General features: G+C 52.0%; 15 protein-coding genes. 5 read left to right on the forward strand and 10 right to left on the reverse strand.

The window, feature by feature from the left end:
- The first annotated feature begins 62 nt into the window (after nucleotides 1-62).
- Both glnA (EZJ44_RS02605) and EZJ44_RS02610 read left to right on the forward strand, forming a co-directional pair.
- Nucleotides 63-1,400 carry a type I glutamate--ammonia ligase gene (glnA, locus tag EZJ44_RS02605; protein WP_131279840.1) on the forward strand — a complete coding sequence of 446 codons (1,338 nt, stop codon included), beginning with the start codon at nucleotides 63-65 and terminating at the stop codon, nucleotides 1,398-1,400.
- Nucleotides 1,401-1,425: 25 nt separating this feature from the next.
- Complete coding sequence (locus EZJ44_RS02610) at nucleotides 1,426-4,461, forward strand: bifunctional [glutamine synthetase] adenylyltransferase/[glutamine synthetase]-adenylyl-L-tyrosine phosphorylase (RefSeq protein ID WP_131279842.1); 3,036 nt, start codon at nucleotides 1,426-1,428, stop codon at nucleotides 4,459-4,461.
- Nucleotides 4,462-4,562: 101 nt separating this feature from the next.
- Here EZJ44_RS02610 and EZJ44_RS02615 read toward each other — a convergent pair whose 3' ends face one another.
- The 8 genes from EZJ44_RS02615 to lpdA all read right to left on the reverse strand — a co-directional run bounded on the left by EZJ44_RS02615 (nucleotide 4,563) and on the right by lpdA (nucleotide 14,332).
- Nucleotides 4,563-5,345, reverse strand: a complete 783-nt coding sequence (locus EZJ44_RS02615) for an amino acid ABC transporter ATP-binding protein (RefSeq protein ID WP_277751384.1) — start codon at nucleotides 5,343-5,345, stop codon at nucleotides 4,563-4,565.
- 9 nt (nucleotides 5,346-5,354) lie between these two features.
- Nucleotides 5,355-6,338: an amino acid ABC transporter permease gene (locus EZJ44_RS02620; RefSeq protein ID WP_131279844.1), complete on the reverse strand. Its 984-nt coding sequence runs from the start codon at nucleotides 6,336-6,338 to the stop codon at nucleotides 5,355-5,357.
- A gap of 19 nt (nucleotides 6,339-6,357) precedes the next feature.
- Entirely contained in the window at nucleotides 6,358-7,260 is a 903-nt protein-coding gene (locus EZJ44_RS02625; protein ID WP_131279846.1) for an ABC transporter substrate-binding protein, read from the reverse strand.
- A gap of 173 nt (nucleotides 7,261-7,433) precedes the next feature.
- A complete protein-coding gene (glnA, locus tag EZJ44_RS02630; RefSeq protein ID WP_131279848.1) occupies nucleotides 7,434-8,858 on the reverse strand; it encodes a type I glutamate--ammonia ligase in 1,425 nt (474 codons plus the stop codon).
- A 216-nt stretch (nucleotides 8,859-9,074) separates the two neighbouring features.
- Nucleotides 9,075-9,785 (reverse strand): DUF4191 domain-containing protein, encoded by a 711-nt coding sequence (locus EZJ44_RS02635; RefSeq protein WP_131279849.1) that lies wholly within the window; start codon nucleotides 9,783-9,785, stop codon nucleotides 9,075-9,077.
- A 79-nt stretch (nucleotides 9,786-9,864) separates the two neighbouring features.
- Nucleotides 9,865-11,070 carry an MFS transporter gene (locus EZJ44_RS02640; RefSeq protein ID WP_131279851.1) on the reverse strand — a complete coding sequence of 402 codons (1,206 nt, stop codon included), beginning with the start codon at nucleotides 11,068-11,070 and terminating at the stop codon, nucleotides 9,865-9,867.
- 108 nt (nucleotides 11,071-11,178) lie between these two features.
- Nucleotides 11,179-12,927: a 2-oxoglutarate dehydrogenase, E2 component, dihydrolipoamide succinyltransferase gene (sucB, locus tag EZJ44_RS02645; RefSeq protein ID WP_131279853.1), complete on the reverse strand. Its 1,749-nt coding sequence runs from the start codon at nucleotides 12,925-12,927 to the stop codon at nucleotides 11,179-11,181.
- A 28-nt stretch (nucleotides 12,928-12,955) separates the two neighbouring features.
- Nucleotides 12,956-14,332, reverse strand: a complete 1,377-nt coding sequence (gene lpdA / locus EZJ44_RS02650) for a dihydrolipoyl dehydrogenase (protein ID WP_131279855.1) — start codon at nucleotides 14,330-14,332, stop codon at nucleotides 12,956-12,958.
- Between the two features lie 228 nt (nucleotides 14,333-14,560).
- On the opposite strand from lpdA, the gene EZJ44_RS02655 reads away from it, so the two are divergent.
- Complete coding sequence (locus EZJ44_RS02655; protein ID WP_131279856.1) at nucleotides 14,561-14,905, forward strand: oxidoreductase; 345 nt, start codon at nucleotides 14,561-14,563, stop codon at nucleotides 14,903-14,905.
- Nucleotides 14,906-15,072: 167 nt separating this feature from the next.
- Here the strand turns inward: EZJ44_RS02655 and EZJ44_RS02660 are convergent, their stop codons facing one another.
- Both EZJ44_RS02660 and EZJ44_RS02665 read right to left on the reverse strand, forming a co-directional pair.
- Nucleotides 15,073-16,533, reverse strand: a complete 1,461-nt coding sequence (locus EZJ44_RS02660; RefSeq protein WP_131279858.1) for a leucyl aminopeptidase — start codon at nucleotides 16,531-16,533, stop codon at nucleotides 15,073-15,075.
- Between the two features lie 85 nt (nucleotides 16,534-16,618).
- Complete coding sequence (locus EZJ44_RS02665; protein ID WP_131279860.1) at nucleotides 16,619-17,296, reverse strand: DUF3043 domain-containing protein; 678 nt, start codon at nucleotides 17,294-17,296, stop codon at nucleotides 16,619-16,621.
- Nucleotides 17,297-17,410: 114 nt separating this feature from the next.
- Between EZJ44_RS02665 and EZJ44_RS02670 the strand changes: the two genes are divergently transcribed.
- The gene (locus EZJ44_RS02670; RefSeq protein WP_131279862.1) at nucleotides 17,411-18,754 is read left to right on the forward strand and encodes a dipeptidase; all 1,344 of its coding nucleotides are present in this window, start codon (nucleotides 17,411-17,413) and stop codon (nucleotides 18,752-18,754) included.
- 30 nt (nucleotides 18,755-18,784) lie between these two features.
- Entirely contained in the window at nucleotides 18,785-19,954 is a 1,170-nt protein-coding gene (locus tag EZJ44_RS02675; RefSeq protein WP_131279864.1) for a glycerate kinase, read from the forward strand.
- The last annotated feature ends 188 nt before the right edge of the window (nucleotides 19,955-20,142 follow it).

Here is a 20,142-nt window from a genome sequence, read left to right on the forward strand (position 1 = left end):
ATTAGTTCCCCAAAGTTCGCCTTGCTCAGGCACAATAGAGATAAGAAATACGAGGAGGGTCTATGGATCGCCAACAAGAACACGTGCTGCGCGTTATCGAGGAAAAAGAAGTTCGGTTTATTCGACTGTGGTTTACTGATGTTTCTGGCACCTTGAAATCAGTGGCTATTGCCCCAGCAGAGCTCGAGAATGCTTTTAGCGAGGGGATTGGTTTTGATGGCTCGGCGGTGCAAGGTTTGACGCGCGTGCACGAAGCCGATATGGTGATGCGCCCAGATGCCTCAACCTTCCAGATCCTTCCGTGGTACGACGACGGCGAAGTGGTTGGGCGAATGTTCTGCGATATTTACACGCCCGACGGCGAACCAGCGCGTTCCGATCCGCGTGCCGTTCTCAAGCGCGCACTCGCAAGAGCCGCTGAGCTCGGTTTTACTTTTCATGTGCATCCAGAGATTGAGTTTTATCTCATGCATCCAGAAACGGATCCGAATGTAGAACCGAAGCCCATTGATAACGGCTCGTACTTTGACAATGTTTCGCGATCATTGGCGCGCCACTTCCGTTCCGATGCAGTCAAGACGCTAGAAGATCTCGGCATTTCGGTGGAGTTTTCACATCACGAAGCTGGACCAGGGCAGAACGAAATAGATCTGCGAGTTGCTGATGCCCTCACAATGGCCGACGATATTATGACTTTCCGGGTAGTCATTGATCAGATTGCGCTTCAACAGCACGTGCAGGCTTCTTTTATGCCAAAGCCGCTGATTGAACAGCCAGGAAATGGCATGCACACGCATTTTTCACTTTTCGAAGGGGAGCGGAACGCTTTCTTCGATCCAACGGGTGAATTCCAACTGTCCAAGACCGCTCGGAAGTTCATCGCTGGACTTTTGCACCACGCACGAGAGATCACAGCTATTACCAACCAGCACGTCAACTCCTATAAGCGGCTATGGGAAGGCTTTGAAGCTCCGGCTCATATCGCTTGGGGAAAGAACAATCAATCTGCGCTCATCCGAATCCCCGCTCTGCGCTCTGATAAACCCAAGTCGGCACGTATTGAATATCGTGCTTTGGATTCTGCCGTGAATCCTTATTTGGCTTTCGCTGTGATTCTCAATGCGGGACTTGCCGGAATCGAAAATAATTACGAGTTACCGGAAGCAGTTGATACAGACGTTTCGGTACTGTCTGCGCGCGAACGGCGAGCTTTAGGGATCGAGGAGCTACCGACGTCGCTCTCGGAAGCTTTGCGCGAAATGGAACTTTCCGAACTCGTGGCGTGGACGCTCGGTGAAGACGCTTTTGACTATTTCTTGCGAAACAAGCGCAAGGAATGGGAGAAGTATCGCCGTCAGGTAACACCTTTCGAACGGTCGGCCTTCCTTCCTGGGCTCTAAATCTTATTAGTAATGGAGACCGGTGATGAACCGTATTGAATCCCAGCATGCTCAGCTTATTCGCGCCGGTTTTATGGACACTGATAAAGCTCAACGCCTTTTGGCAGATCCGAATTTGAGTGACGTGGATCAGTCGTGGCTCATTAAGCATGCTGGTGACAGTGCTGATCCCGATCTGGCGCTTTTGGCGTACCTGCGTTTGCTCGAATCTGCGCGCATTCATGGCAAGGCTGCAATGGACGCACTTTACGTTACTTGCGAGGAGGAAACTGCTTGCCGGCGTCTCTTTGCAATCTTGGGTATGTCGAGTGCGCTGGGAGATTATCTCATCGCCCATCCCGCAAATGTGCATATCTTGCAAGATTATAAAATCGGCTCGTACCCCCTCGAGACGACGCTTGTCAGCGAGCAAGAAGCGGCAGTAGCTGCGGTGCATGGGGTGGTCAATAATAATGGCGATGCCGTTTCCACGCTTTCCTGCGACGACGCCATTGCTGCGGTACGTGCGCATTACTGGTATCGAATGATTCAGTTGGCAGCTGTAGACCTTACTGAGCCTCATGCGGGAGAAACGATGCCACAGGTGGCTAGGTGTGTTTCTGATGTTATCGGGGGAGTGTTCCAAGCTGGTCTAGCTGTGGCGCGCGCCCATATTTCACGAGCTCAAGATGTTGGATTCACGGTGATTGCCATGGGGAAAACTGGCGCTCGCGAAGTGAACTATATTTCCGATGTGGATGTTATCTACGTGGCGCGGGCTATCGATCCAGAATTAGACGATGCCAGCATGCTCAATATTGCCACCCAGATTGCAAATTTCTTGCAAAAACTTGTGTCAATGCCGGCTAGTGAGCCTGCGCTGTGGGAAATCGATCCAAATCTTCGGCCCGAAGGCAAAGATGGACCGTTGGTGCGCACACTTGATTCGCATATTGCATATTACAAGCGCTGGGCCCAAGATTGGGAGTTTCAAGCTCTGCTCAAAGCGCGGCCAATTGCCGGTGATTGTGAACTCGGAGCGAATTATATTTGCGCATTACAACCCATGGTATGGCAGGCCTCGGAGCGGCCGAATTTTGTTGAAGACTCGCGGGCAATGCGTCGCCGAGTTGAAGATTTGGTGCCAAAGAAAGACGCCGATAACGAGCTCAAGCTAGGGCGCGGCGGGTTGCGTGATGTGGAATTCACCGTACAGCTCCTTCAATTGGTACACGGTAGACTCGACGAAAACTTGAGGGTTCGTCCTACTCTTGATGGCCTGCGTGCATTGAGCGAGGGCGGATATGTTTCGCGCAATTCGGCGCAGGAGCTTTCGCAATCCTATAAGTTCCTTCGCGCACTTGAACACCGAATTCAGCTGTATCGATTCCGGCGTAGCCACCTCGTGCCGAACTCTGAGCAGGAATTGCGGCGAATAGCGCGCGCTTTGCAGGGCTACGATCTGGCAACAGCTGAAGATCTGAAGCATTATTTTCACAAAGTCCAACGCCGCGTGCGCGAATTACATCTCGAGATCTACTATCGTCCCCTTCTTCCAGAGGTAGCGAAGTTATCTACTGAGGATATTTCCCTCAATTCTCAAGCCGCTCAGGCGCGACTTGCTGCTATTGGCTACCGCGATCCAGTTGGGGCGCTCAATCATATTCGGGCACTAACGAGCGGAATTTCGCGTACGGTGATGATCCAGCGCCAATTGTTACCTGTGATGATCGGCTGGTTTGCTGAGGGAGCCGAACCTGACCAAGGTCTGCGCTCATTTCGGATAATTTCTGAACAAATGGGTTCTACCTCGTGGTATATGCGGACTTTGCGTGACTCAGCGCTGTGTGCAGAACGTCTAGCGCGTCTCTTGGCTTCTTCGCGTTATATCACCCAAGCTTTGCCTTCGCTTCCGGAGTCAATCACTTGGTTGGATGGCGAGTCCCAACTGGTAGCGCGAAGTTTTTCGGAGCTTGAACGAGAGCTAGAATCCTTGCTCTCGCGTCGAGAAGGTTCCCAGGAGATTGCCTTGGCAGGCCGCTATCTGCGCCGAAAAGAATTGCTGAGAATTGCGATGGCACAAGTCTTGGGTCTAGCAGATGGCTCTACCACTCAGCGTGCAATTTCTTACGCTGCAGATATTGCGATTGAAGCTGCGCTGCGCGCCGCACGAGCCAAGACATCCGATGAACTTGGCGAGGTGCCAATTCATTTCGCTGTGATAGCGATGGGGCGTTTTGGTGGACAGGAACTCAGTTATGCTTCGGACGCCGATGTGATATTTATTCACGAAGCCTTGCCTGGCGTGGAACAAGAAACTGCTGATGTCTTTGCCAATTCTTTGGCGCGAAACCTCATTGCACTTCTCAATTTCACGGCTCAAGAACCAGTACTTCCAGTCGATGCTGATCTGCGGCCGGAGGGGAAAAATGGGCCGCTCTCGCGCAGCATTTCTAGTTGCCGAGCCTATTATGACCGCTGGGTCGATACCTGGGAGAAGCAGGCGCTTTTGCGGGCGCGCTACTGCGTGGGATCGCATGAGTTGGCGCAAAAGTTCTTTGCCATGATTGATCCTTTGCGGTATCCAGAAGATGGTCTCGACGCCGCACAATTGCGAGAAATTCGCATGCTCAAGGCGCGTATGGAACGCGAACGTATGCCGCGCGGCGTCGATCCGACTCGCCAGGTGAAACTCGGCCGTGGGGGACTTTCTGATGTGGAGTGGTGTGCCCAGCTGCTACAACTCAACCATGCACACCAATTCCCGCAGTTGCGCAGCACAGACACGATCAGCGTCTTGAAAGAGGCTGCGTCGCAGCAGCTTTTGGATCACGACGACGCTCGAAAGCTCATCTGCGCATGGGAACTTGCTTCGCAATTGCGTGACCTCAACGTGCTCGGAACTGGCCGTACGCAAGGTGCCAAAATCGACGTCGTCCCTCATGAAAGCACCGAACTTGGCATCATAGCCGCGCTTTTGGGCTATCCGCTCGACAAACGCCACGATGTGGCAGAGGACTATTTGCGTGCGGCGCGGCAGGCGCGAAAAGTGTGTGAGCGGGTCTTCTACGGGGAGGATTGAGCTCGCACTCCGGCGTCGTGCTAAAACGCGAGATAGGCGAGGCCGGAAGCATACCGACGTCGCCCATCCTCAACGTAAATTGTGGTCATTGTGACTAAACTTCACAGAACCTTAGAGAGGAAGTCTTTGGTGCGTGGATTTTGGGGATTTTCAAAGAGCTGAGCGGGAGTGCCTGCTTCTACGATATATCCTTCGTCCATCAGGATTACCTGGTCAGAAACTTCTTTGGCGAATCCGATTTCGTGAGTCACCACGATCATCGTCATGCCGCGTTGTGCCAAATCTTTCATGACGCTCAGCACTTCGCCCACAAGTTCGGGATCGAGTGCCGAGGTAGGCTCATCAAAGAGCATCAAATCGGGTTTCATAGCCAGTGCACGGGCAATGGCAACGCGTTGTTGCTGGCCGCCAGAGAGCTCAGAAGGGTAGTAGTTAACGCGATCCCTCAAACCCACCTGATCAAGCAGCTCGAGCGCGGTCGCTTTTGCCGTGTCTTTGCTCTCCTTGAGCACATGAATAGGAGCTTCCATCACGTTTTCGAGAGCTGTCATATGCGGAAAGAGATTGAATCGCTGAAACACCATTCCGATACTCGCTCGCTGTTTGGCGACTTGCTTATGGTTGAGTTCGTGGAGCACGCCGTTCTTCTCGGCATAGCCCATGAGCTCGCCATCTACGAAAATACGTCCAGCTTGAATTGATTCAAGTTGATTGATGCACCGCAAAATGGTGGATTTTCCCGAGCCGGACGGGCCGAGGATCGTGCATACGCTACCAGCGGGAACTTCAAAGGATACGCCTTTAAGTACGTGCAAATCCGAGAAGAATTTATGCACATTCTGTACCGAAACCATATCTTGTGTGGCGGTAAATTGATTTGCCATGATTTCTTCCTAAGGGGTGTACTCGATAAAAGGATCATCGGTGGTGGTGGCAGCAGCATTTATTGCCTGCTGCCGCGATGAGCGCTGCTTTTTCTTCGCTCGGCGTGACTGTGGGGAAGTCGAGGCACTTTGACTACCGCGTCCGAAATATTGCTCGAGATAATGCTGACCCACCATCAATATTGATGTAATAACTAGGTACCAAATTGCCGAAACAAGGAGGTAGGGGATCGGCTTGAAGCTCGATTGCCCGATAGCGTTCGTCACGTATGTGAGCTCGAGTGTGAAGGGGACGGCGGTGACGAGCGACGTCGTCTTGAGCATGGAAATCGTCTCGTTGCCGGTTGGTGGAACGATCACGCGCATAGCCTGAGGGAGTACAATTCGCCACAGGATTTGGGAGTTAGACATACCCAGTGCTTTGGCGGCTTCCTCTTGTCCGCGATCAACGGAGTTGAGTCCAGAGCGCACGATTTCCGAGAGGTAGGCGCCTTCGTTGAGGCCAAGTCCGAGCAAGGCACAGACAAACATTGTGGTGTCCATCGAGCTAAAGACTTCGTAAGGCTTGAAGCTAAAGAAGTTTATGCTTGTGAATGGGATGCCAACTGAAATCTGTTCGTATAGCACGCCGATGAGACCCCAGAATATGAGCTGTGTGTAGATTGGAGTGCCGCGGAAGAACCAGATATAAACGGTGGCAACCCAGCGCAGCACGGGATTTGCGGAGCGGCGCATGATCGCCATGGTCACTGCCATGATGATTCCCAATGCCATTGAGCCTACCGTGAGGAGCAAAGTCCAGCCAATGGCTCTGAATATTTCAGGTTTGAATAGGGTAGCGAAAACTACGTTCCATTCGTATTTGGGGTTAGTGATCAGTGTGTTGAGGATAAGAGCAGCAATAACGGCAACTATGACCGCTGAGATCCAGCGGCCATAGTGTCGCACCGGTATTGCGCTGATAACTTCAGGCTTATCGGTGACTTTATTCATTTGAAATTCCTGAATCTACTCAGTTTGCAGGGTTTAGCTCAGCTTTTTGTGCTACGCCCTCAGAGATACCCCAGGTCTTGAAAATTGACTTGAGGTGTCCCTTATCGATGAGATATTGTAGCGCGGCTTGGAGAGCTTTGGTCAGTTCTGCATCTTGTTTGCCGACGATGATGCCCACGCCAGCTACGTTCTCCGGCTCGCCTGCGACTGCGGTTGCGCCATCGGTGATCTTGGCTGCGTACTCAGCAACTGAGGAATCGGTGTACATTGCCACAAGCTTTCCGCCAGCGAGGGCTGTTGTTACAGCGGATTGCTCGTTGTAACGCTGGATTTGGATCTTCTTATCGGCTGGGCAGGTTGCGTTGAGCTTGTCGATATCTTCGTCTTGCACAGTGCCAGTTTGTACACCGACAATCGCGCCGCAGGGGCTCTTGGGATCAAATTTCTTCGGATTTCCCTTGGCGGTGGACCATGATGAACCGACCTTAAAGTATTCGATCATGTTCACTGTAGCGATACGCTCTGGATTAATCGAGAAATTCGCGATTCCAGCTTCGTATTTAGACCCAATTGCTGGAATAATAGCAGCAAATTCGGCCTGTTGGATGTCTGCTTTCAGTCCGAGTACTTTGGCCAGCGCATTGGTGAGGTCAATATCGTAGCCTTGGGCAGTTTTTCCATCAGCTGCGTAGAATTCTGCGGGCGCGTAGTAGATATTGTTACCCACAGTAAGAGTGCCGTCTTTCTTGACTGCTTCTGGCACCATTGCGGCAATTTCTTCTACCTTTTCAATTTTGCTCAGATCGGTTGCGGTGACGTCACTTCGGGATTCGCCGGAACCGGCCTTTGAATCCGCTGATCCGCAAGCGGACAATGCGAGTGCAATGGATACACACAGGACTGCAAATGGTTTCCGACGCATGATAACTCCTAAGTTGGTTGTGATCGTACTAAATAATATACACACCTATGTATAGATATGTAAAGTTGAATTCTTGTGTGTTGAATCTCGTCTCAAAATATAGAACGGTGGTGGGGGGTTTGCGCGGTTTCACGCAACCCCCCCACCACCGTGAGCAACTGTATAAAGTTGTGTTACAGATCGTAGTAGAGCGCGAACTCATATGGGTGAGGGCGCTGGCGAAGTGGATCGATTTCCTTCTCGCGCTTGTAGGCGATCCAGGTTTCGATCAAATCTTCGGTGAACACGTCCCCCTCAGTGAGGTAATCGTGATCGGCCTCAAGTGCACGCAGAGCGTCCTCAAGTGACTCAGGGAGCTGAGCAATCTGAGCATGTTCCTCAGGTGGCAACTCGTAAAGATCCTTGTCGATTGGATCGGCTGGCTCAATTCGATTCTTAATTCCGTCAAGGCCCGCCATAATCTGAGCTGAGAATGCCAAGTAAGGGTTGGCCGAAGGATCCGGAACGCGGTATTCAACGCGCTTCGCCTTAGGGGAGCTGCCGGTTACTGGGATACGGATACATGCCGAACGGTTACGAGCGGAGTAAACGAGGTTGACTGGAGCTTCGAAACCAGGCACGAGACGGTGGAACGAGTTGATCGACGGGTTGGTAAACGCCAACAGCGACGGTGCGTGGTGAAGCAAGCCTCCCACGAACCAGCGAGCTAGATCAGAGAGTCCGCCATAGCCTTTCTCATCGTAGAAGAGTGGCTCGCCGTCTTTCCACAGTGAGAGGTGGCAGTGCATACCAGAGCCGTTATCTCCAAAGAGTGGCTTCGGCATGAACGTCACTGTCTTGCCATTTTGGAAAGCAACATTCTTGATAACGTACTTAAACTTCATCATATCGTCGGCCGCAGCGAGCAGAGTGTCAAAGGTATAGTTGATTTCTTGCTGTCCACCGGTGCCCACTTCGTGATGTGCACGTTCAATGCGCAAACCAACCTGCTGGCACACTGAAGTCATTTCATCGCGAAGATCGGCCATCTGGTCGTTCGGAGAAACTGGGAAGTAGCCACCCTTGATGCGGGTCTTGTAACCCAAGTTTCCGCCGTCTTCCTCGCGACCGGTATTCCACCAAGCCTCTTTTGAATCGAGGCGGTAGAAGGATCCGCGTGGCTCGTCCCCGAAACGAATCTCATCGAAAATATAGAACTCAGCTTCGGCACCGATGTATGCGGTGTCGGCAATTCCGGTCGAGCGCAGATACTCCTCAGCGCGGCGTGCAATATTTCGTGGATCGCGGCGATATGTTTCGCCAGTAAAAGGATCGATTACGGAGAAATTCATAACCAGCGTCTTGTGCTCACGGAAGGGATCAATGAACGCTGTGCCAAGATCCGGGATGAGCTTCATATCAGACTCATGAATTTGGGTAAATCCGCGGATAGACGAACCGTCAAACATCAGTCCGTCGGTGAGATTGTCCTTGCTGAACGCATCAATTGGGATGGTGAAATGCTGCATGACGCCAGGAAGGTCGCAGAACCGAACATCAACAAATTCAATGTTTTCATCTGAAATGAATTTGATTGCTTCTTCAACGCTAGAAAACACGTTTACTCCTCACTGAAAGGGATCCGAAGATCCACATAAAAACCACAATGAGTGGTCATGCGAATAAGTTTAGGAAACTCTGGGCTGAAAATGCGAATGTGGCGAGTCGATTTTGGATTTCGACCCGCCACATCTCATCATGTAAGAAAGATACCTCTGAAATGGGTTAAAAATATGATGCGCATCATATAGTATGCGTATCCTATTGTTGTTTCATTAGCCGCGCATGGCACGACGATTTGCACGCACCTTCGTTGGATCAATTCCCTTTGGAATTGGGAGTGCGGACGGCTTAACAGCGTCGAGGCGCACTGCCAAAGCTGAAATTTCTTGGTTGGTAATAGCTTTTGGTAGACGCCGCATCGCTGCCTGTAATTTCTCCAGCGATACTTGACCCTCGTCGTTGCCAACCTTGATGACATGCACCGGAGCACCAGGAGCTACTCGTTTGATCCACTGGCGTTCTTCGGAAAGCAGTTTCTGCACGCGGTGGCTTGGGCCTTCGGAGATAAGTACGACGCCGGGGCGTCCGATGGCGCGGAAGATCATGTCCTGAGTGCGTGGGTTAAAACGCACTGGCTCGCTCGACACAGTCCAACCACGCTTAACCTGATCCAGCACCGCAGCAACGGCACCTGGAACGCCGTCGATCTGCATATAGGAGGCTTTTTTCACGAGCTGGGTAAGAATTAAAAGCGCTACGGTGGCACCCAAAAGCACGCCCATAATCGACCACAAAATAAGTCGATCAGTCAAAATGCCAACCAATACGGACACAGCGATAATGCCAAAAAGTGAGCCGAAAACTGCGTATGGAGTCCAAGAGAAAGTCTTGGCCGAAATCTTATAAGCGTCTGCTAGGTATGAATACCAGCGCTTTTTCTTGACTTTCTTAGGCTTTGCTGTGGTGTCTTCGCGTTTGGTCATGGATCTTCCTTCACTAAAGTTCTTGTGTTCAAATTCTAATTGATTTGAATAATGCCGCCAAATAGAGGGTTCATGCAGATCAGCTGCGGATTTCCGCTCGTGCCGTCAATAGGGTAACAAAGGTCATGAGAAGTGCCGAACCTGCAGCAACGTAGAATCCATACGGCAGATAGATTTCGAGCAGGGTGCCAGCCAAAGTTGAAGAGAGCGACACTCCAATCACATTCATCGATCCTAATGCAGTTACTGCAACAGCGCCGCCACCCGGGGGAGCAAGTCTGCCGGCGAGGGTGAAAATCGCCACCGAAGCTGGACCAATAGCAAGTCCGTTGACAAACATCAACATGGCGAGATTCCAGTCAGATGTTGCCAAGGAACAGGAGAATGCGCCTAGTGCAATGGCAATTCCAGCAATAATGATGCGCTTTTCTTGGGAAATTCTTTCTGGAATGACGACGGCGCCGAGCGCAGTAATCGCCGAACTGAGGCCAAGAGCGGCGTAAATAATGCCGGCCTTGCCGGGTTGCCCTACCGCATTTGCGTAGCCAGTCACCGAGGTTTGCATGGCTCCAAAGAACATGCCTAGTGTTGCCATTGCGCCGAGTGAAACGGCCACGCGTCGCATCACGAAAACCATTTTGGGCGAGTTAGCTATCTCATCAGTGCTCGATGCGCCCACGCTGTACTTCGATAACGCGAATGGTACAACGCAGGTGACGACGATACACGCGGTGACGATGAGTGGGATAGCGGGATGAATGAGCGCAGCTAGTAGGCCTACTGCAGCTGGCCCTAGTACGAATGACATCTCGTCTATCGTAGATTCCCATGATAAAGCAGCAGCTAACTGGGGAGGGGTCTTTGATAACTCATACCAGCGAATGCGGGCAAGTGCGCCGATTGGCGAAGTGGTTAAGCCGATAAGTGCGCAGAGTAAGGCGAGAACCCATAGGGGTGCGCCGTAAACAGCTGCCGTCACAAATGAAAGCAGTGAGATAACACTTACTGGTGCTATGTAGAGCAAAGGACGGCGTTGACCGTATTTATCGGTCAGGCGGCCGATGATTGGATTTCCAATTCCAGTTGCAATGGCTTGTGCTGCGGATACAACCGCCCCGCTGGCTACTGAACCGGTAGTCACTGTAACAAGAGTTAGCACGCCTATCACGTTCATGGACGTTGGGAGGCGTCCAATGAAAGAGATAAGCAAATACAAAGCGCTTGTTAGGCGGGGGAGGTCGCGATATCCACCCAGCTTGGAACCAAGATCAATCTTTCGTTTCACAATGTCCTTATTCTTTTATTCGTCAAACTATCTCACCATAGCGAATAAAATGGGCTTGGTGTTGAAAGGAGAACCTTGCAACACCAAGCCCATGAGAAACTAGCTAGATCAGAGTCCGATCTCTGCGCCGAAATCGCCCTCTTCGAGGCGATCCTTCACATCACGCAAGAAGCGCGACGCATCTGCGCCGTCCACAATACGGTGATCGTAAGAGATGGAGAGGTAGCACTTAGAACGGATTGCAATGACTTCATTGCCGTCCTGATCCTTGACAACGCCAGGCGCCTTGAAGATCGCACCTGTACCCATAATGGCAACGTTGGGCTGGTTAATAATTGGAGTGTCGAAGATAGCTCCAATTGAGCCGGTGTTGGTGATGGTGAAGGTCGAGCCTGCCATCTCATCGGCGCCAATCTTTCCATCACGAGTACGTGCAGCGAGATCGCCCACGGCCTTCGAAATACCAGCAATGTTGAGATCGCCTGCATTCTTAATAACCGGCACAAAGAGTCCCTTTTCGGTATCAACCGCAATGCCAACGTGCTCAACATTGTGGTAGACGATTTCGCTACCTTCTACTGAGCTATTGATGATTGGGTGAGCCTTGAGAGCTTCTGTTGCTGCCTTAATGAAGAACGGCAGGTAGGTGAGCTTGACGCCTTCACGAGCAGTGAAAGCATCCTTTGCCTTTGCACGCAGTGCCACGATGCGAGTCACATCAACTTCCATCACCGTGGTGAGCTGTGCTGAGGTTTCGAGCGATTCAACCATGCGCTTGGCAATCGTCTTACGCAAACCACTCATCTTCTGGCGCGTGCCACGCTTGCTGGATGCTTGAGCGGCCTTCTGTGCAACCTGAGCCTTGACAGATCCCGTAGCTGCACTTGCAGGAGCGCTGGCTGCTACAGGGGCTGAAGCAACTGGAGCAGCTTCATTTGCGGCCGCCTTAGCAGCTTCGGCAGCTGCTTCAATATCTTGACGGCGTACGCGTCCACCCACGCCGGTACCCTTGACCGAGTTCAGGTCGACGCCGAGTTCTTTCGCGAGCTTGCGAACGATCGGCGTGACGTATGCCGATTCGGACGAAACGGTGTCGGCTGGAGCTTCTTGAGCAGCGCTGACTGCTGGAGGGCTTGCAGGCGATGCCTGCGCTGCTGGCTCAGACTTTGGCTCGGATTTCTCTTCTGAGCTGGATTCGGCTGGGGCCTCAGCAGCTTTTGGAGCTTCTTCAGCTGGAGCGGAATCCTCAGATTCTCCGCCGATGATCGCCAATACCGTGCCAACTTCAACCGTCTCATCTTCATTCACGATGATCTTGGTAATCACGCCGGCGGCAGGAGCTGGAACTTCGGTGTCTACCTTATCGGTTGAGACTTCGAGGATCGGCTCGTCTTCTTCAACGGTATCGCCAACTTCTTTCAACCAAGTAGTGACGGTGCCTTCGGTCACGGATTCGCCGAGTGCCGGCATCTTAACTTCAACGGCGTCTGCGGAGTTGCCCGAGTTGCTTTCTGCCTTTGGAGCTTCCTCTTCAGCGCCCTTATCGGAGTCTTGCGCGGATTCTTCGCTTGGCTGAGATTCTTCATCAGAGCCCGAATCGTTCGAATCTGCTGCACCAGAACCATCCCCAATGTAACCGAGAACGGTACCGACTTCAACGGTCTCATCCTCGTTCACGGTGATCTTCTCGAGCACGCCGGCAGCTGGAGCTGGAACTTCGGTGTCTACCTTATCGGTTGAGACTTCGAGAATAGGTTCGTCAGCTTCAACGGTATCGCCAACTTCTTTCAGCCAGGTTGTGACTGTACCTTCGGTCACGGATTCGCCCAGAGCGGGCATCTTAATGGGTTCAGACATGATACTGATTTCTCCCTAATTTCTATTCTCAGTTGTGGGTGTGAAGTGGCTTGCCGGCAAGAGCCAGAATAGCTTCGCCAACCGATTCGTTCTGGGTTGGGTGGGCGTGGATCATGCCTTCGAAGTCCTCAGGGAACGCTTCCCACGTTACCATGAGCTGGCCTTCTCCGACCTGTTCACCCATGCGTGCACCAATGGCGCTGAAACCGACGATCGGGCCGTCCTTTTCCCTAATGAGCTTGACGAAACCGGAGGTTTTGAGCATCTGCGACTTTCCGTTGCCGGCCAAGTTAAACTCAACAGTTTCGACGTTCTCTTTGCCGTATTTCTCTTCGGCTTTCTTCTGGGAAAGTCCAACAGAGGCAATTTCAGGGTTGCAGAAGGTTACCTTCGGGATGTTGTTTTCGTCGATTACCTTTGGATTGAGTCCCGCAATCTCCTCAGCGACGAAAATACCTTGCAAGAATCCACGGTGTGCGAGCTGTACGCCCGGTACGATGTCGCCAACTGCGTAGATATTTCCGACGCCGGTGTGCAGGCGCTCGTTTGTGATCACGAAACCGCGATCGAGAGTAATACCTTGTTCTTCGTATCCAAGGTTTGCCGTGGATGGACCGCGGCCAATGGCGATCAGCAAGTATTCGGCGTCGTACTGCTTTCCATCTTGGGTAAAGACGTGTACGCCGTTCTCGTCCTCCTCAACCCGATCAAACATCGTCTTGGTCTTGAAAGCGATCTTGCGCTTGCGGAATGCGCGCTCAAGGTGCTTGGAGATAGCTTCGTCTTCATTAGGTACGAGGTGATCAAGACCTTCAATAATGGTCACGTCGGCGCCGTAGGATGCCCACACAGATGCGAACTCCACGCCAATCACGCCGCCGCCGAGCACGATCACAGAATTTGGAACTGTTGTCATTTCAAGTGCTTGTTCCGAAGTGATCACGCGGTTTGTAATCTTCTGGCCGATGGTCTTTGAGTAGGAACCCGAAGCCAAAATAATGTTTTTTCCTTTGAGGAGCTGTCCGTTTACTTCTACCGTGTCTTGAGATACGAGGCGTCCCCAGCCGTTGATTGTTTCAATGCCACGTGAGCCAATGAGTCCTGTGAGTCCCTTGTATAGGCCTTCAATTACTCCGGCTTTGTAGCTGTTGAGTGCTTCCATGTCGATGCCGTCGAATGAACCTTTGACACCGATGCTTGCACCTTCGCGCATCTCATCGGCCACCTCAGCTGCGTGCAACAGCGCTTTAGTTGGGATACATCCACGGTGGAGACAGGTGCCACCCACCTTGTCACCCTCAACTAGAGCGACGCTCAAACCAAGCTGCCCTGCGCGCATTGCTGCCGCATAGCCGCCCGACCCGGCGCCGAGGATCACTACATCGTATTCTTTCGTGTCTGCCACGTACCTCTCCCTCGAGTATCGGATCCGCGATTGGATCAACAAGTACCTTCGTCCTAATTCAACCACTTTTAGAAGGATTTTTCGCCCTAAATCACCCACCAGAAAGGTAAGAAAGCTAACTACTTTTCGAATTTCCTGTATTTAGAAGAAAATCGGAATGTGATTTATCGCATTTCTATGTCTAAAATGAACGCACGTATATAGCCCGAGCAGTGAAAAGGAATTGATATGGGCCTGTTTTCTCGTTGGACGCGGTCCAAATTGGATGTGGTTGATCTTGGTGCCTCTCCAACTCGATCCCAAATTCACAGTGCTCAAGAGTACTTTGCCGATTTTGTAGCTACCAGAAGTTCTGTAGAAGCCTATTTTGAGGAAGCAACGCCGCGCGAAAGTGCTGCGTTAGTTTTAGTGGCAGCGGACGGCGAATGGACGCGGCGAAAAGTGACCGACGCGGCATCGGCTCGAAAGATTGCGCAAAAACTGGAAATTCCGCTGTTTGACGTGGCCGAACGTGGCTATCCGCCCCAGATGCGCGAATGGAATAAGAAAAATCCGGGCTCGACCCGTCGCTAAAGCGAATAGCTAAAGCAAATAGATCGTCCCGGACTTTTCTGTGAAGCTTAACCACTTAACATGGTGCTAACTCACGCTACCATTTCCCTCAGATTGTTGTGAACGTCTGAGGAAAACGGCACGCTTGCAGCACACTGGGTGTGCCGATGCATTTTCTGGTTGAACGTTCAGTTCTCGAGAGCCTTTTCTTCGAGGTAGTGCACGAGCGTGCGCATCATAGTGCCCGTAGCACCCTTGGGGGTGTAGCCGTAGGCGCCCTCCCGGTTGAACGATGGACCAGCAATATCGATATGAGCCCAAGGAATATCGCCCACGAATCGCTGCAAGAAGAGTCCTGCTGTAAGCATGCCTCCGTAACGCGAGCCGGTGTTCTTCATATCGGCGATATCGGACTTCAGGCTCGACTTAAGATGCTCTGGAAGTGGCATTCCCCAAGCGAGCTCGCCAGCATTTTGTGCCGCTGAGAGCACTTCTTCGCGAGTCTCATCAGTACCCATGATTCCCGTGTAGCGTTCACCCAGGGCTACCATCTGTGCACCGGTCAAGGTGGCAACGTCAATGACCGCATCTGGCTCCTCATCGGTTGCCATGATGAGGCCGTCTGCCAGAACGAGACGTCCTTCGGCGTCGGTATTGTTGATTTCAACCGAAACGCCATTGCGATAGACGATGACGTCGTCTGGGCGCGTTGCCTTTCCTGAAATCATATTCTCAGCCAGGCACATCCAGCCCACGACTTTCGTTGGGAGCTTGAGGCGGGCGGCGGTAATGACGGCGTGCAAGATAGTTGCGGCGCCGCCCATGTCCGTTTTCATTTCCGTAATAGCTGACGACGGCTTCAAGGAATAACCGCCGGTGTCGAACATGATGCCTTTGCCAACGAGTGCAGTGAATCCGTTTGCCTCACTGGGATTCCATTCGATGCGGACCAGCTTTGGTTCGTTGGCAGAGCCTTGTCCCACTGCGATGAGGCCAGCGAGTTTTTCCTTGTGGAGCTGTGCCAAGTCATATACATGCACGCTACAACCCGCAGCCTGAGCTTCGGTGAGTGCGTACTGGGCAAATGATTCCGTGTTGAGGTCATTAGCTGGTGTATTGACCAAATCGCGCACCGAATTGACGTTTTGGGCAATGATGCTCGAACGCTCAATAATGCTTTCTACATCAGAGAGGGTGGAGTGAATATTGATCGTGCTAACAGGCTTATCGGCATCTGAACGATAACGGGTGAAATCGTATGCGCCGAGCAATGCTCCTTCGGAAATTGCTTCAAGTTCGGCATTGGTTGAATGGGGAAGCGCTACGGTCACTTCTTCAAGACCTGCAGCTGCACGTATACCTACGCCGGCAATCTGGCGAAGCTCGTCAAGGTCAGGCTCAGTTCCTAGCCCCACCGCAAATACCAAGAGATCCTGATATGAGGGAGCCGTTAGTGTGGTCACTGCTGCCGTTTTATCGCTGGCACGCAGAGTTTTTAGCGCGCTTTCGCACTCAGCCACAAACTCCGGCGCGGTTATCGACGACGCAAGTTTGACGGCGGCGTCGTTCTTGGAAAAACCGATGATAACGCCTGAGGCCATTGCCGCTGCGTCAATTTCTGATTCTTTGAAAAGCTTAATGTTAGTCATTTATATTCCTTTGATGAAGAGCACAAACATCCTAAGAGCTCAGTGAGCGTGCATGAAGTGGATTGAGTGCGAGAGCGAGTTGTGGCTAAGCTTTGGTAGCTTTCTTGGCTTCCTTGAGATCTTCTTTGCTTGATCCTGGTGGGAATTCACCACGTTTCACCTGGGCAGCGGGCAGGCGCCAGCGTCGGATGTAGAACGCACGGCCGAGCATTTGCATAGTGAAACCGCGCGGAATCTGGTCGAATCCATAGCGGTGACCTGCGAGAAGCTTCGCGCGGCGCACAATAATTACCGCGTGGATCAACATTGCGAAGAACACCACGTAAAGCGCGATGGCAACGAAATTGACAATCTGAGGAAAGCGCATTTGCACAACCATCAACGGGATTAGCGCGATAGCGATTGGCATGAACCATCCAGAAATGGGCCCAGATGCATCTACGTAATCACGTGCCCATTTGCGGAGCTTTCCACGATGTTGAGCAGGCATATTTGCTTCGTCTCCGGTACGCATAGCCTGCTGTTGCTTGTAGTAAAGTTCATTCGAACGTCGGCGGTTCTCGGCGCGCTGCGCTTTCTTAGCTTCCCGTGAGAGCTTGGTGCGGTCAGCGACGATGGGGCGGCGATTTGCTGCCTCAACCTCTTTACGCTTGGGCGTTGGCGTGCCCTTCTTAGGAGTGTAGCCCTTAGGCATTACTTCACGGTCGGTGTCCGACTGGAAAGTTTTGTCGTTTGCCGAAGTTTCTTTTTTCGAACCAAACACGTGTAATCGTCCTTGTCATGCAGAGATATTTTCAACCTGTCCAAGTCTATCTGAAAATTGCGCTACTTTATGCACGCACATTGCTTTCAGAGCGATGGGCGATAGGATTGGAGTATGAATACTGAATCAATTGTTTCGCGTGTGAACACTATTTTCGATAAAACCAAGGCTGATTTGATTGATCTGGTGGCGATTCCATCGGTTTCTGCCGCTTCTTTCGATCAGGCTGAACTAGATCGCTCCGCTGAGTGGATTGCCGGTAAAGCACGAGCTTTGGGGCTTGATACGCAAGTAATTAAAATCGAGACAGAGAGCGGATTAGTGGGGCGTCCTGCGATTTTGGCAACTCGCCCCGCTGAGCCAGGCAAGCCGACCGTCTTGCTCTACGCTCATCACGACGTACAGCCACCAGGAAAGAGCGAGCTGTGGGATTCAGAGCCATTCCTTGCACAAGAGCGCGATGGACGTCTCTATGGGCGCGGAGCTGCGGACGACAAAGCTGGTGTATTGCTCCATCTAGCTGCCATCGAAGCGGCTGATCCTGGCGTTGGAATCACACTGTTCATTGAAGGTGAAGAGGAAGTAGGTTCGCCAACCTTCGTAGATTTCCTCAATACCTATAAAGATACGCTGAAATCAGATGTCATTGTGGTGGCTGATTCAAACAACTGGAAAGTAGGCGTGCCATCGCTGACCACATCCTTGCGTGGAGTGTGCCAGCTCGATGTGAACATTTCTGTATTGGATCACGCGCTACATTCGGGAATGTATTCTGGCCCGACGCTTGATGCCGTAACGATTGCTGCACGTTTGATCTCGACCTTGCATAACGACGCCGGTGAAGTCGTGGTGGAAGGTCTTGAGCAGCGCGATGATACCTCAGTTGATTACCCAGAGGCTGATCTGCGTAAAGATATGGGGTTGCTCGACGGTATTGAGCTAGCTGGCACGGGTTCACTCACCTCGCGTCTGTGGACTAAACCGACCATCACGGTGATCGGCATGGACGTGACGCCAACTGATATTGCTTCGAATACCTTGATTCCTGCCGTGAAAATGACTTTGTCGATGCGCGTTGCACCTGGGCAAGATTCGCGTGAAGCGGCTGAGGCTCTCGAGAAGCACTTGTTGAGCCACGTTCCGTTTAATGCACATATTAATGTGCAATTGAACGAAGCAGGCCCTTCATTCCAAGCTAAAACTGCTTCTGCCGCCACTGATTTGGCGAAGTGGGCACTGCGCACCGCTTGGGATGTTGAACCGGTGGATATCGGCGTCGGCGGATCAATCCCGTTCATTTCCGACTTGGCTGAAGTGTTCCCAGACGCAGAGATTCTGGTTACCGGCGTTGAAGATCCTGATACGCGTGCTCATTCTGAGAACGAATCACTTCACCTCGATGATTGGAAGAAAGCGATTATTGCTGAATCGCTTATGCTCTCGCGTTTAGGTGAGTAATTTTTGCGCGTATTAAGTATTAGCTCAGGAATGAGCGGTCTCGAGCCCAGCTGCGTGTCCGATGCGTTTCGACGTGGCTGGGCTCGCGTGCGCCCCGCTGACGATCATCTCCATCTGCTGTCTTGCGAGGGAAATCGCATTGCCAAGGCCACTACTGGTCTCGTCGATTGGTATGCGAACACGTGGGATACCGTAGTCTCACGTTCGACGGATGAGGCTGTGGCCTTTATCGCTGAGCGCAAGGCAAGTTCTTCGGCGCGAGCTGTGCGCCGCGGCGTCGTCGATATTGCGGCATCGCATTCATGGGTAGGCTCTGCGCTACCGTATGCTTCCTCGGACTTTTTGGCGCAGTTGGTGCGCGATCTGCTCGCAGAAAGTATCGATGAGCTGCATGTTCACCTACCACGTTTTTGCGCTACGAGTGATCTTGGAATTGGTTTTCTCGGCGCATTCACTGGCCGTGGTGTGAGTTTTTATGACGACGTCGACCCGCAGTGGTTTGTCGCTGCGGTTGAGGAAGTGCGTGCTGCGCTCAAAGGAGTGAACATCGTTGTCACCTATGGAGCCGAGCAAGAATTATTAGGCGTTTCAGGCATGGCAAAAGCTTGGACCGATCGTGGCGTTGCCGGTCAAGAGGGTCAAGATTTTGGACGTCATGCCGGAACATGGATTCACGAGATTAAAAGAAATCTCCCGGATTTGGGCTCGCCAGCAGGTGTATTGCACGTGAGGAGTGGATCGGCGGTAGGGCGTTCTGATGCTATTTTGGCTGCTGCCAAGCCTTTTGCTGGTGTGGGTGGGGGATTAGGCTTCGTTTTTGATCTTTGTGGTGCGCAGATATGGCCAATGTCAGAATTTGCGGTGCGTTCCGGTGGCGGTGATGGCGTTGATTTATCTGCTGAACTGGCTGAATATGATCTCGTTTGCTACGTTACTGGCGTGATTGGAGAGTCAATTCCGCGCGGATTAACGCTTGTTTCTGACTACGCTCAAGAACACGGCGTGCCGGTGATACTCGTTGCTCAATCGGCGGGATTACGACGTGGTGATCTGCCACGATTTGGTTTGGCAGGAGCCTACGAAGTTCTAGAAGGTAATAGCTGGAGCTCGCCGGAAGACCACAATATGTGCGCAATAGTTGATGGGGAAGAGCTTGCAAATCTTGCAGGTAGAATCGCCCGTACATGGGGTTGGGAATAGGTGAGTAAAACGGCTAAGTGGCGAGTTTGCCCACGTGGTTAGTAGCACAATTCGCATTCTCAATTCGTCATGATTATTGGCAGTACGTGGTTTTACAGTGCAAGCTTGAGGAATTGTTATTCGCTGGTTGAATAATTAGTGCACTGTGCATTGGAGAGCTGTACCGATTCAGATTAGGCTGTACCTAC

It is taken from the genome of Arcanobacterium bovis (assembly GCF_004331995.1).
Classification (GTDB): Bacteria; Actinomycetota; Actinomycetes; order Actinomycetales; family Actinomycetaceae; genus Arcanobacterium_A; species Arcanobacterium_A bovis.